Raw genomic sequence first — 13331 nt, forward strand, 5'->3', positions numbered from 1 at the left:
GCCGCCCCAGCCGCACCCAGAAAGGTGCGAGCCTAGCGAAGCTACAACAACCGGGCCTTGAGCGATATCAATTTGCCACAACGTTGACGAATGCTGTCGCGCGATATTTATCGCGCGGCCAGCCCGTCGGTTCGGCACCGTACCGCTGACGCTACAAGCACAGCGTTACGAGAATGCTGCCGCCGCTGCGCAACTCAACGATATCTCGTGCCTGTCTGGATCGACACCTGCTCAAGCCCTGAACTGCCCCAGGCTCGCCCTTAACTGCGCCGCCAGATCATCCAGCACCTTGCTGCTGGCAGTGGTCTGCATCACCACTTCGGCCGAGCGCTCTGCCTGCGCGTGGATATTCTCGACCCGCCCCCGCACCGCCTGGGCGCCGCTGGCTTGCTGTTCGGCGGCGCGAGTCGCCAGGCCGATTGCGGCATGCACCTGCTCCACCGCCGCCTGCACCGACTGCTGGCGACGTTCGTTATCGCGCAGCACCAGCAGCCCTTCGCTGGCCTGACGCCCGGCTTGGCCGATGGTGGCCACAGCCTCTTTCGCTCCCTGCTGCAAGGCAACGATATGCGCCTGGATATCGCCGGTGGAGCTCTGCGTCTTGCTCGCCAGGGCCCGCACTTCATCGGCCACCACTGCAAAACCACGCCCTGTCTCGCCGGCCCGCGCTGCCTCGATCGCCGCATTGAGTGCCAGCAGGTTGGTCTGCTCGGCGATGCCATGAATCACGGTCAGCACTACTTCGATCTGCTCGCTCTGCTTGGCAAGGCGCTCGATGACCTGCGAGCCGCTTTCCACTTCTCCCGCCAGCTTCTCGATCAGCTTGGCCAGTTGGGTCGAGGCACGGCTGTTCTCGTCGGTAGCCTGGCGGATATCCACGACCTGCTGCAGCGCCGCCTGCATGGCGTGGCTCTCGGCCTGGGCCTCGTCGGCCATGCTCGACAGGTCGCGCAGACTCGCCGCCACCTCGTCGCGCTGCAACGCTGCCGCTGCATCGGCCCCCGCATTACGCTCGGCCATGGTGCCGATCTCCACCCCGGTACGCTGGGCCACTTCACCGGCTTCGCGGACGATCGGCTGAAGCTTGTCGACGAAGCGGTTGACTGCCGACGCCATGTCGCCGATCTCGTCACGGCTGTCGAGCGCCACCCGCTTGGTCAGGTCGCCCTCCCCGGCCGCCAGGTCGTCGAGGGCAGCGATCAACAGGCGCAGCTTGCTGACCACCCGCCGCCCCAGCACCACGGCAACCACCAACAGCACACCAAGCCCGACCAGCACAAGGCCGACGCCGATGCGCCAACGCAGCTCGCCGGCCGCGTCGCGAACCGTCTGCGCGGTATTGGCCTGCATGGCAGTGGCGCTGTTCTGCGCCGTCTCAAGACGAGCCTGCAGGGTCTTGCCGCTATCCGCTGCGGCAGCGCCGAGGCTCTCGCCGACCAGTTGTTCGCTACTGGCGATCAGGGCGGCAAAGCGCTGGTCGAGCGCCTTGAGCTCTTGATCGACGGCAGCGGTGGAGACCCCCATGAGTACCTTGCCGATCTGGGCGCCATTGGGGCTGATCGAAGCCTCGACGAAGTACACCGATGGATCCCGGCGCGCAGCGTCGAGCACCTTGTCCAGCGCCCGCTCGCCCTGGCCCTTTTCCATCAGTGCCTGATTGATCGGGTTCTGGCGGTTGAGGTAACGGGTAAGGTGCTCGCCCTCGGCGTTGTCGTAGATCACGAACAGCACGTTGGGATTGCGCTGCGCGCGACGAGCGAAGTCAGATAGCGTGGGGACGTCATTGTCCCAGATCGCCCTCGGTGCCACCGAGGCCAGCAACTCGGCCATGTCGTTGGCCGACTCCTTGAGGCTTTGCTCCAGCGTGGTGCGTAGCTGTTGCTGTTCGCTCTGTAATCGCGTGGAAAGCCCCGCGCTCAGGCGTTGCCGGGTACTGGCCGAGAGGCTGTCGAGACCGGAGCGCACATCTTGCCCCGCCTGCTCCAGCTCACCTGCCAGCTTGCGACTGTCAGCACCCAGGCGTTCGCCCAAATCGGCCTCCAGTGCAGTGACGGTGCTGCGGGTCAGCACGACGGCGACCACGACCTGCACCAGAAGAGCGATACCAAGTGCAACAAAAACAGGCCGCAGGAGGCGGCTTCGTAACAGAGAGAGGATGGCAGACACGTTTGAACCCCCGTGTTTCTGGCGCCATTACTTTGATGGCATCTACAGAATCTTCTTACAGCAAGGGTCATGCCTGAAGCAGGAGGGAAATACGCCAAGGTCTAGCAGCAAGATGAACCGTGGTAGCGGGCTTACCCGCGAAAGACCACTGCAGCGAGGAACAAAAACGCCGCAACCCCTTGCAGGGCTGCGGCGCTGGATCAGCCAGAAGGCAGATCAGGCGAACGGATGACGCAGCACGATGGTCTCGTTGCGGTCCGGGCCGGTGGAGATGATGTCGATCGGAGCGCCGACCAGCTCCTCGATGCGCTTGATGTAGTTGCGCGCGGCCTGCGGCAGCTCTTCCAGGGTTTTCACGCCCAGGGTCGATTCGCTCCAGCCTGGCATCTCTTCGTACACCGGCTCCAGGCCGATATAGCTGTCGGCATCGGAAGGCGCGTCGATCACCGCACCGTTCTCGTTCTTGTAGCCTACGCAGATGTTGATGGTTTCCAGGCCGTCCAGCACGTCCAGCTTGGTCAGGCAGATGCCCGAGATGCTGTTGACGTCGATGGCACGACGCAGGATCACGGCATCGAACCAGCCGCAACGGCGGGCACGACCGGTGGTGGAGCCGAACTCATGGCCACGCTTGGCCAGGGTAGCACCGGTTTCGTCGAACAGTTCGGTAGGGAACGGACCGGAACCCACGCGGGTGGTGTAGGCCTTGGTGATACCGAGGATGTAGTCCAGGTACATCGGGCCAACGCCGGAACCGGTGGAGATGCCGCCGGCAGTGGTGTTCGAGCTGGTGACGTACGGGTAGGTGCCGTGGTCGATGTCCAGCAGCGAGCCCTGGGCGCCTTCGAACATGATGTCCTTGCCGGCACGGCGCAGGTTGTGCAGTTCGGCGGTGACGTCGAGCATCATCGGCTTGAGCTGCTCGGCATAGGCCATGCACTCGTCGAGGGTCTGCTGGAAGTCGATGGCCGGCTCTTTGTAGTAATTGACCAGCTGGAAGTTGTGGTAGTCCAGCAGCTCACCGAGCTTGGCGGCGAAACGCTCGCGGTGGAACAGGTCACCCACGCGCAGGCCGCGACGGGCGACCTTGTCTTCGTAGGCTGGGCCGATACCACGGCCGGTGGTGCCGATTTTGGCTTCGCCACGGGCCTTTTCACGGGCCTGGTCCAGCGCCACGTGGTACGACAGGATCAGCGGAGCAGCCGGGCTGATGCGCAGACGCTCGCGAACCGGTACGCCCTTCTCTTCCAGCTTGGTGATTTCGCGCATCAGGGCGTCCGGCGCGACGACGACGCCGTTGCCGATCAGGCACTGTACGCCTTCACGCAGGATACCCGACGGGATCAGGTGCAGAACGGTCTTCTCACCGTTGATCACCAGGGTGTGGCCCGCGTTGTGGCCGCCCTGGTAACGCACGACGGCGGCAGCATGTTCGGTCAGCAGATCGACGATCTTGCCTTTGCCCTCATCACCCCATTGGGTGCCCAGGACGACGACATTCTTACCCATAACACTTGTCCTCATTCACGCAACTTGGTTGCCGGCCCATTGCCGGCGAAGAATCTCAATGGGTCAGCGGCAGAACCTGCCAGCGCCCGTCTTGCTGAATCAATTGCCGATCACAATCCGCCTCGAGAGCAGCACTCAGCGGCTGGCCAGGCAGTGCCTGGACCACGCGCTGGCCCTCGTTGCGCAACTGGCAGACCTGCTGCCAGAGGGCCGCGTCGCCACTGTCCGGCATCCAGATGCCGCCAGAAGGCAATACGACCTCCGCTCGCCCCAGTGTGACCAGGGTCTTCAAATCCGTTGAGAAACCGGTGGCCGGACGTGCCCGGCCAAAGTCGGCGCCGATGTCATCGTAGCGCCCGCCCTGGGCGATCGACTGGCCGACCCCGGGTACGAACACCGCGAACACCACGCCGGTGTGATAGTTGTAGCCGCGCAGCTCGCCCAGGTCGAAGTACAGCGGCAGGTCCGGATAACGCGCTGCCAGGCGATCGGCGATCGCCAGCAGGTCGTCCAGGGCCGCCAGCACGCTGGCCGGGGCTCGGCCCAGACGCACACGGGCGTCGGCCAGCACTTCGCGACCACCGCACAGTTCGACCAGGGCACGCAGCATGTTGCCCAGGTCTTTCGGCAGGTCGGCGGTCAGCTCGTGAACTTCATCGACAGCCTTGCGCTGCAGCGCATCGAACAACTGCTGCTCGACCGCGCCCGACAGGCCGGCGGCACGGGCCAGGCCGCGGTAGATACCGACGTGACCCAGGTCCATGTGCACATCGGCAACGTCAGTCAGTTGCAAGGTGGTCAGCATCAGGCTGATCACTTCGACGTCGCTGGTCGGACTGGCGTCGCCATACAGCTCGGCGCCCAACTGGATCGGGCTGCGCGAGGTCGACAGCGCACGCGGCTCGGCGTGCAGCACACTGCCGGCATAGCACAGGCGGCTCGGGCCCTCGCGGCGCAGGGTGTGGGCGTCGATGCGTGCCACCTGCGGCGTGAAGTCGGCACGGAACCCCATCAGGCGACCGGACTGCGGGTCGACCACCTTGAAGGTACGCTGATCCAGGTCCTGGCCGGCGCCGGTGAGCAGCGACTCCAGGTACTCGATATGCGGGGTGACGACCAGTTCATAACCCCAACTCTGGAACAGGTCCAACACCTGGCGACGCGCAATCTCGATGCGCGCCGCTTCAGGTGGCAGTACTTCCTCGATGCCATCTGGCAGAAGCCAGCGGTCTACCGTTGCCATTACGCCATTTCCCCTCTGGTCCGGGCGGCTGCCCAACAGGTTAGCCGTCTGTGAAGCAGGCATTGGCGCACAACAGCAGGCAGCACCGATCCCAGCGCCGCCGCCGTGCCAACACCCTCGAAAAACCGCGCGTCCTGTCCAAGTCGTCAAAAAGCCTGGGGCCAATCAACCTTGCAGACGCAAAAAAGCCGGGAATTTCCCGGCTGACTCATCATACACCCCTTTTGATTCGGGATGCACCCCACCGGGCGTTTTAGCTGCCCGGTGGGGGTCTTTCCTGTTACGGCTTGCTCTTGTCCAGGAAGCGGAAGAACTCGTTCTTCGGATCCAGGACCAGCACGTCGCTCTTGCTGGCGAAGCTCTCGCGATAAGCCTGCAGGCTGCGGTAGAACACGTAGAAGTCAGCGTCCTGGCCGTAGGCCTTGGCATAGATGGCAGCCGATTGGGCATCGCCATCACCACGGGTTTCTTCAGCTTCACGGTAGGCTTCAGCCAGCAGCACACGGCGCTGACGGTCGGCATCTGCACGAATACCTTCAGCCAGCTCGTTACCCTTGGCACGGTGCTCGCGCGCTTCACGCTCACGCTCGGTGCTCATACGGTCGAACACGCTGCGGTTGACTTCCTTCGGCAGGTCGATGGCCTTGACGCGAACGTCAATGACCTCGATCCCCAGCTCCTTGTTGGCCATGCGGTTCAGCGAAGCGGTGATGTCGGCCATCAGCGCGTCACGTTCACCGGAAACCACCTCATGCAGGGTGCGCTTACCGAACTGGTCACGCAGGCCGCTTTCCAGACGACGCGACAGGCGCTCGTCGGCGATCTGCTTCATGCCCGAGGTCGCGGTGTAGAAACGCTCGGCGTCCTTCACGCGCCATTTGGCGTAGGCATCGACCATCACAGCTTTCTTCTCCAGCGTGAGGAAACGCTGGGTCGGGGCGTCGAGGGTCATCAGGCGGGCGTCGAACTTGCGCACCTGGTTGACGTACGGAACCTTCACATGCAGGCCCGGCTGGACATCCGCCTGGACCACACGGCCGAACTGCAGCAATACCGCACGCTCGGTCTGCGACACGATGTAGAAGCAGTTCCACGCGACGATCGCCAGCACCACGGCGGCAATCAGGGCGAACAGCGATTTATTGCTCATCAGCGGCTCTCCCTAGTGCGCAGCGGCTGTTGTTGCTGTTGCAGGTCCTGTACAGCGCGGGTGGCAGCGTCGTTGACCGACGGCGACACGCTGCTGGACGGCGCTGCAGTGTTGCGGCTGCCTTCGACCATCTTGTCCAGTGGCAGGTAGAGCAGGTTGTTCTGCCCGTCCTTGGTGGCCACCATGACCTTGCTGGTGTTGCTGTACACCTCCTGCATGGTCTCCAGGTACAGACGCTGACGGGTGACGTCAGGCGCCTTGCGGTACTCGGCGACCAGCTTGGTGAAGCGATCCGCCTCACCCTTGGCGCGGGCGATCACTTCATCGCGGTAGCCGTTGGCATCCTCGATGATGCGCTGCGCCTGACCACGGGCCTCAGGCACCACGCCATTGGCGTAGGACTCGGCCTGGTTGCGCGCACGCTGCTCGTCCTCACGGGCGCGGATCACGTCGTCGAAGGCTTCCTGCACTTCACGCGGGGCTGCCGCGCTCTGTACGTTGACCTGGGTGACGGTGATACCGGTGCGGTAGGTGTCGAGGAAGCGCTGCAGGCGTTCGCGGATATCCACGGCCATCTGCTCACGGCCTTCGGTCAGCACCTGGTCCATCGAAGTGGAACCCACGACGTGGCGCAGGGCGCTGTCGGTGGCATGCTGCAGGCTGACTTCCGGCTGGTCGACGTTGAGCACGAAGTCCTGCAGGTTGCTGATCTTGTACTGCACGGTCAGCGGCACCTCGACGATGTTCTCGTCTTCGGTGAGCATCTGGCCCTGCTTGGTGTACGCACGCTCACGCGTGACGTTTTCCATGTACTTGCGGTCGATCGGCGGGAAGTAGATGTTCAGGCCCGGCCCCACGGTCTCGTAGTACTTGCCGAAGCGCAGCACCACGGCCTGCTCCTGCTCGTCGACCACGTAGACGGCGCTGTACAGCCAGATGGCCGCCAGTACTGCCAGGCCAATGCCCAGCAAGCCGTAGCCGCCACCCTTGCCGATGTTGCGGTCACCACCGCCACCGCGTTTCTTGCTGCCGCCGAACATGCCGTTCAGGCTGTCCTGCAGCTTGCGGAAGGCCTCGTCGAGATCCGGTGGTCCCTTCTTGTCGCCACCACCACCGCCACCACGGCGGCCGCCCCAGGGATCCTGATTGTTCGAGTTGCCACCCGGCTCGTTCCAAGCCATAGCGCTCTCCATCTGATAAAGCAAAGACGCGCCCACGGCGCGCCGTCCAATGCTACAGAATGCCTGTCACGGCTGCCCGGCGACCTCGACGGGCATTTATTGCAAAGTGTGTTGCTCGATGAACACCTCAGGCTCCAGGCCTGCGCGGCTGACCAGGCGATTGAGCTCTACCCGGGGCAGACGCACGCTCAGCAAGCTGCTGCCCTGTTCATCATGTTCTTCGCCTTGCACTGCCCCCAGTTCGAAGAATTGCGCGCGCAAGCGTGCAAGTCGCTGTTCCAGGCGCAGGGTTCCGACAAACAGATCATCCCCCAGCAATTCGGCTATCGCCTGCCCCACAAGCTCAAGACCGCGCCCGTCGCGGGCCGAAACCCATACCCGCTCCGGCTTGCCGTCGGCATCGCGCTGGATCTGCGGCTCGACATCTTCGAGCAGGTCGAGTTTGTTATAGACCTCGAGGATCGGCAAGCCTTCGGCACCGATCTCGCCCAGCACGGCGAGCACCTGCTCGATCTGCTCCATGCGCTCGGGTTCGTGCGCATCGATCACATGCAGCAGCAGGTCGGAGTTGCTCGACTCTTCGAGCGTAGCCCGAAAAGCCTCGACCAGCTTGTGCGGCAGGTGGCGAATGAAACCCACGGTGTCGGCCAGCACGATCGGCCCCAGGTCATCCAGTTCGAGCCTGCGCAATGTAGGGTCGAGTGTGGCGAACAACTGGTCGGCCGCGTAGACCTCCGATTGCGTCAGGGCGTTGAACAGCGTGGACTTGCCGGCGTTGGTATAGCCCACCAGCGACACCGAAGGGATGTCCGCGCGCTTGCGCCCGCGTCGGGCCTGCTCGCGCTGGCTGCGCACCTTCTCCAGACGCGCCTTGATCTGACGCAGGCGCACCCGCAGCAGGCGGCGGTCGGTTTCAAGCTGGGTTTCACCCGGGCCGCGCAGGCCGATACCACCCTTCTGCCGCTCAAGGTGGGTCCAGCCACGCACCAGCCGCGTGCTCATGTGCTCGAGCTGGGCCAATTCGACCTGCAGCTTGCCTTCGTGAGTACGTGCTCGTTGGGCGAAGATATCGAGAATCAGGCCGGTACGGTCAAGCACGCGGCACTCGAAGACGCGTTCGAGGTTGCGCTCCTGACTGGGCGTGAGGGTGTGATTGAAAATCACCAGGTCGGCTTCTTCGGCCTTGACCAGGTCGCGCAGTTCCTCGACCTTGCCGCTGCCGATCAGAAACTTGGCTGTGGGCTGGTGCCGGGCAACCGTAGCCAGGTGGACGATGTCCGCTCCGGCCGACAGTGCCAGCTCCTGAAACTCCTGCGGGTCTTCGCGCGCCTCAGGGTTCTGACCTTCCAAGTGAACGAGCAACGCCCGTTCACCACCACCGTGGCGCTCAAAGAACAATGCAGGCTCCTATCAGGCGTTGCCTGGCTCGCTGTCGCCGTGTTCGGAATCGGACGGGCTTGGCAGACGAACCGGACGGGCAGGTACGACAGTGGAAATCGCGTGCTTGTAGACCATCTGGCTGACGGTGTTCTTCAGCAGCACGACGAACTGGTCGAAGGACTCGATCTGGCCTTGCAGCTTGATGCCGTTGACCAGGTAGATCGAAACCGGGACCTTTTCTTTTCTCAAGGTGTTCAAGTAAGGGTCTTGTAGCGAATGCCCTTTTGACATATGCCGCACTCCTGTAAGGGTCAATAGTAAAAAACTGAAAAAATTCGTTCATTAAGGCCGTCAGTCGCAAGAATAGACGGCAATTGCAGGGACTCAGCTCAATATGGAGACCGATTCCAGGTATTTCAAGGTGCGGGACAGATTGTCGCAGGCCAGACTGTCCAGCCAATGTACGTCGGACCAGCTACGCAACCAGGTGAACTGCCGCTTGGCCAGCTGGCGGGTGGCGATGATACCGCGTTCGCGCATCTGCTCGGCTGTCAGTTTGCTGTCCAGATAGTCCCATACCTGCCTGTACCCCACTGCCCGTATAGACGGCAGCCCGACATGCAAGTCACTTCTGGCCCGCAGCTCTCGGACCTCGTCGACGAAGCCCTGTTCCAGCATCTGCGAAAATCGTAGCGCAATTCGCTCATGCAAAATGTGACGATCTGTAGGCGCAATCGCCAGACTGGCGACAGTATAGGGCAAATGCCCGCCCGCGCCTGCGTCTGAACCGCGGCTTTCGGCTGATTGACGCTCGCGGTGGGCAGTCATGTTCTGGCCGCTCACCCGGTACACCTCCAGCGCACGGATCAGCCGCTGCGGATCGTTCGGATGAATGCGCGCCGCCGATACCGGGTCGATCTCGGCCAACTGCCGGTGCAGTTCACCCAGGCCCAGCTCGCGGGCCTGCGCCTCGAGTTCGGCACGAACCTCGGCATCAGCGGGCGGCATGTCGGCCAGGCCGTCCACCAGCGCCTTGTAGTACAGCATGGTGCCGCCGACCAGCAGCGGGATCTTGCCGCGCGCAGTGATCTCGGTCATGGCCTGCAGCGCATCGCTGCAGAACTGCGCCGCCGAATAACTCTCGGCCGGATCGAGGATGTCTACCAGACGGTGCGGATGGGCAGCCAGCACCTCTGGCGAGGGCTTGGCGGTGCCGATGTCCATACCGCGGTAGACCATGGCCGAGTCGACGCTGATCAGCTCGCACGGCAGGTTCTGGGTGAGGGCGATGGCCAGGTCGGTCTTGCCGGCAGCCGTCGGGCCCATGAGAAAAATCGCTGGGGGCTTGCCGCTCATGTCATCGACCGCGCAGGAAAAGTTTGTCCAGATCATCCAGGCCCATCTGGGTCCAGGTCGGTCGGCCATGGTTGCACTGGCCGCTGCGCTCGGTGTTTTCCATGTCACGCAGCAAGGCATTCATCTCGGGGATCGCCAGGCGTCGGTTGGCACGTACCGCACCGTGGCAGGCCATGGTGCCGAGCAGCTCGTTGATGTGCGCCTGTATGCGGTCGCTGGTGCCGTACTCCATGAGATCAGCGAGCACATCCTGCACCAGGCGGTTGGCCTCGGCCTGCTTGAGCAGCGCGGGAATCTGGCGGATCGCCAGGGTTTCCGGCCCCAGGCGCTGCAGCTCGAAGCCCAGGCGCTGGAAGGTCTGGGCATGCTCCTCGGCGCAGTCAGCCTCACGCTGGCTCACCGCCAGCGATTCGGGCACCAGCAACGGCTGGCCGCTCAACCCTTCGCTGGCCATCGCCAGCTTCAGGCGCTCGTACATGATCCGTTCGTGGGCGGCATGCATGTCTACCAGCACCAGGCCCACGGCGTTCTCGGCGAGGATGTAGATGCCCTTGAGCTGAGCCAGGGCATAGCCCAGCGGCGGAATGTCACCCTGGCTTTGCGGCAGCGCCACAGCTGGCTGGGCGCTGTTCTCCAGCGGGGCGAAGTACTCGCGATAGACCGCTTGCGCCTCGGCTGCCGGGACCGGCTGCGACGGGCGCGGCGTGTATTGGTACTGGTAGCCTGCACCGGCGCCACCGCTGGAGAACGACGGCTGCGGTTGCGCCTGGGGCTGCTCGAGCACCGAGGCGGCCAGACGCATCTCGCCCTGGGGGCCGAACTCACCGGCCTGCAGGCCGCTGGGACGCACGATTTCAGTAGTCGCCGCCGGCGCCGCGAGTTGATCCTCCGGGCGCACATCGGCCAGCGCACGGTGCAAGGTACCGTACAGGAAGTCGTGGACCATGCGCCCTTCACGAAAGCGCACTTCGTGCTTGGTCGGGTGCACGTTGACATCGACACCGGTGGGGTCGAGTTCCAGGAACAGCACGAAGGTCGGATGCCGCCCGTTGAACAGCACGTCGCGGTAGGCCTGGCGCACCGCGTGGGCGACCAGCTTGTCGCGCACCGCGCGGCCATTGACGAAGAAGTACTGCAGGTCCGCCTGGCTACGCGAGAAGGTCGGCAAACCGACCCAGCCCCACAGGCGCAGGCCATTGCGCTCGACCTCGATCGGCAGCGCCTGCTCGAGGAAGCCGGGCCCGCAGATCGCCCCGACCCGCCGCGCACGCGACAGTTCTTCGGGCGCCTCGTGCAGGCTGAGGATGCTCTTGCCGTTGTGACGCAGGTGGAAGCCGACATCGAAACGCGCCAGCGCCAGGCGCCTGATCACTTCCTGCAGATGATCGAATTCGGTTTTTTCGGCCTTGAGGAACTTGCGCCGGGCCGGAGTGTTGAAGAACAGGTCGCGCACTTCGACGGAAGTGCCGACCGGATGCGCCGCCGGCTGTACCCGCGGGAGCATGTCACGGCCCTCGGTCTCGACCTGCCAGGCTTCGCTGGCATTGGCGGTACGCGAGGTCAGGGTCAGGCGTGCTACCGAACTGATCGAAGCCAGCGCCTCGCCGCGAAAGCCCAGGCTGAGCACGCCCTCAAGGTCTTCCAGCTCGCGGATCTTGCTGGTCGCGTGGCGCGCCAGCGCCAGAGGCAGGTCGTCCGGGGCGATGCCACTGCCATCGTCACGCACGCGCAGCAGCTTCACGCCGCCCTGTTCGACATCCACGTCGATGCGCCGGGCACCGGAGTCCAGGCTGTTCTCCAGCAGCTCCTTGGCCACCGACGCAGGGCGTTCGACCACCTCGCCGGCGGCGATCTGGTTGGCCAGCCGCGGGCTGAGCAGCTGGATTCGCGAACCACCACTCATTGCTGGGACGCCAGGGTAGTGGCCGGGATGTCGAGGTGCTGACCCACCTTGAGCTCATCGCTCTTGAGGTTGTTGGTGCTGCGCAGGCTGGCCACGCTGACCTGGTAACGCACGGCGATCATCGCCAGCGTCTCGCCCGGGCGCACGCTGTGTTCACGTGGGCCTTGGGCGATCTTGCCGGAATCGCGCAGCCAGGCGATGTAGGTGCCTGGTGGCGGGTTCTGCTGGAAGAACTGGCGCACACCGGTATGAATCGAGCGGGCCAGCGCCTGCTGGTGGCTCTTGGTTGCCAGCTTGTTGGCTTCGTTGGCGTTGGAGATGAACCCGGTTTCGACCAGGATCGACGGGATGTCCGGCGACTTCAACACCATGAACCCGGCCTGTTCCACGCGCTGCTTGTGCAGCGGCGTGATGCGGCCCATGTTGCCCAGCACTTTCTGGCCCACGTTGAGGCTGGAGCTGAGCGTGGCCGTCATCGACAGGTCGAGCAGCACGCCGGCGAGCATGCGGTCCTTGTCATCGAGGCTGACGTTGCCGGCGCCGCCGATAAGGTCGGAGCGGTTCTCGCTGTCGGCCAGCCAGCGCGCGGTCTCGGAGGTGGCGCCACGGTCGGACAGGGCAAACACCGACGCACCAAAGGCCGCTTTCGACGGCGCGGCGTCGGCGTGGATGGAGATGAACAGGTCAGCGCCCTTCTTGCGGGCAATCTCGGTGCGCTTGCGCAGCGGAATGAAGTAATCGCCGGTACGGGTCAGCTCGGCACGATAACCTTTCTCGGTGTTGATCTGGCGCTGAAGCTCGCGGGCGATGTCGAGCACGATGTCTTTCTCGTGCTGGCCGCGCGAGCCGGAAGCGCCGGGGTCTTCCCCGCCGTGGCCAGCATCGATGGCGACCACGATGTCACGCTTGCCGTTGGGCACCGGCGGCAGCTTGATCGCCGGTTGCGCCGGTGTCACTGGCACCGCAGGCGTGGTGGCCGGTGCCTGGGTGACCGGCGGCGGCGTGGGATTGCTGGCGGCAACCGCATCGGCTTCGTGGTCGTACAGGTCGACCACCAGGCGATTGCCGTACTGGGCGTTGGGCGCAAGCGTGAAGCTTTTGGGCGTGACCGCCTTTTTCAGGTCGACCACCACGCGCAGGTCGGTGGCGGTACGCTGGGCCGAGCGCACACTGGTGATAGGCGTGTTCGAGGTGGAGACATTCAATGGCGAGGCGAGCGTCGCACCATTGATGTCGATGACCAGGCGATCAGGCGCGCTGAGCGTGAAGACACTGTGCTGCACCGGGCCGGACAGGTCGAAGACCAGGCGCGTGTTGTCCGGCGCGCGCCACAGGCGCATGCTCTTGACTTGTGTGACGGCCAGAGCGTCAACGGTCACCGCTGTCAGCAGCAGTCCAACGACGGCGACCAGTGCGCGAATGCGCAGCATACCTTTCCCCACT

The 13331-nt window shown here is 64.1% G+C and carries 10 protein-coding genes; all 10 read right to left on the minus strand.

Annotation, left to right across the window (positions count from 1 at the left end):
* Positions 1 to 231: 231 nt before the first annotated feature.
* On the minus strand, positions 232 to 2166 hold the full coding sequence (locus HU748_RS17620) for a methyl-accepting chemotaxis protein (protein WP_186665925.1): 1935 nt from the start codon (positions 2164 to 2166) through the stop codon (positions 232 to 234).
* 216 nt (positions 2167 to 2382) lie between these two features.
* Positions 2383 to 3675 carry an adenylosuccinate synthase gene (locus HU748_RS17625; RefSeq protein ID WP_028688256.1) on the minus strand — a complete coding sequence of 431 codons (1293 nt, stop codon included), beginning with the start codon at positions 3673 to 3675 and terminating at the stop codon, positions 2383 to 2385.
* A 55-nt stretch (positions 3676 to 3730) separates the two neighbouring features.
* Positions 3731 to 4918: an ATP phosphoribosyltransferase regulatory subunit gene (locus tag HU748_RS17630; RefSeq protein WP_063546403.1), complete on the minus strand. Its 1188-nt coding sequence runs from the start codon at positions 4916 to 4918 to the stop codon at positions 3731 to 3733.
* Positions 4919 to 5198: 280 nt separating this feature from the next.
* Positions 5199 to 6068, minus strand: coding sequence for a protease modulator HflC (gene hflC, locus HU748_RS17635; RefSeq protein WP_054893186.1), 870 nt, complete (start codon positions 6066 to 6068; stop codon positions 5199 to 5201).
* Positions 6068 to 7249: an FtsH protease activity modulator HflK gene (gene hflK, locus HU748_RS17640; protein ID WP_063546405.1), complete on the minus strand. Its 1182-nt coding sequence runs from the start codon at positions 7247 to 7249 to the stop codon at positions 6068 to 6070. The genes hflC and hflK overlap by 1 nt, the downstream gene beginning before the upstream one ends.
* 96 nt (positions 7250 to 7345) lie before the next feature.
* The gene (gene hflX / locus HU748_RS17645; RefSeq protein ID WP_151926062.1) at positions 7346 to 8647 is read right to left on the minus strand and encodes a ribosome rescue GTPase HflX; all 1302 of its coding nucleotides are present in this window, start codon (positions 8645 to 8647) and stop codon (positions 7346 to 7348) included.
* 12 nt (positions 8648 to 8659) lie between these two features.
* Complete coding sequence (hfq, locus tag HU748_RS17650) at positions 8660 to 8920, minus strand: RNA chaperone Hfq (RefSeq protein WP_029612777.1); 261 nt, start codon at positions 8918 to 8920, stop codon at positions 8660 to 8662.
* 93 nt (positions 8921 to 9013) lie between these two features.
* Entirely contained in the window at positions 9014 to 9985 is a 972-nt protein-coding gene (miaA, locus tag HU748_RS17655) for a tRNA (adenosine(37)-N6)-dimethylallyltransferase MiaA (protein ID WP_186721267.1), read from the minus strand.
* A gap of 1 nt (position 9986) precedes the next feature.
* The gene (gene mutL / locus HU748_RS17660; RefSeq protein WP_186721269.1) at positions 9987 to 11888 is read right to left on the minus strand and encodes a DNA mismatch repair endonuclease MutL; all 1902 of its coding nucleotides are present in this window, start codon (positions 11886 to 11888) and stop codon (positions 9987 to 9989) included.
* The gene (locus tag HU748_RS17665) at positions 11885 to 13330 is read right to left on the minus strand and encodes an N-acetylmuramoyl-L-alanine amidase (RefSeq protein WP_346655476.1); all 1446 of its coding nucleotides are present in this window, start codon (positions 13328 to 13330) and stop codon (positions 11885 to 11887) included. The genes mutL and HU748_RS17665 overlap by 4 nt, the downstream gene beginning before the upstream one ends.
* Position 13331: the final 1 nt, after the last annotated feature.

The organism is Pseudomonas sp. RW3S2 (assembly GCF_014268955.1).
GTDB classification, from domain to species: domain Bacteria; phylum Pseudomonadota; class Gammaproteobacteria; order Pseudomonadales; family Pseudomonadaceae; genus Aquipseudomonas; species Aquipseudomonas wayambapalatensis.

Bases quoted from the DNA above. Each gene is read 5' to 3' on its own strand.
- hflC (WP_054893186.1), bottom strand. From the start codon at position 6,068: ATGAGCAATAAATCGCTGTTCGCCCTGATTGCCGCCGTGGTGCTGGCG.
- hfq (WP_029612777.1), bottom strand. From the start codon at position 8,920: ATGTCAAAAGGGCATTCGCTACAAGACCCTTACTTGAACACCTTGAGA.
- HU748_RS17630 (WP_063546403.1), bottom strand. From the start codon at position 4,918: ATGGCAACGGTAGACCGCTGGCTTCTGCCAGATGGCATCGAGGAAGTA.
- miaA (WP_186721267.1), bottom strand. From the start codon at position 9,985: ATGAGCGGCAAGCCCCCAGCGATTTTTCTCATGGGCCCGACGGCTGCC.
- hflK (WP_063546405.1), bottom strand. From the start codon at position 7,249: ATGGCTTGGAACGAGCCGGGTGGCAACTCGAACAATCAGGATCCCTGG.
- mutL (WP_186721269.1), bottom strand. From the start codon at position 11,888: ATGAGTGGTGGTTCGCGAATCCAGCTGCTCAGCCCGCGGCTGGCCAAC.
- HU748_RS17625 (WP_028688256.1), bottom strand. From the start codon at position 3,675: ATGGGTAAGAATGTCGTCGTCCTGGGCACCCAATGGGGTGATGAGGGC.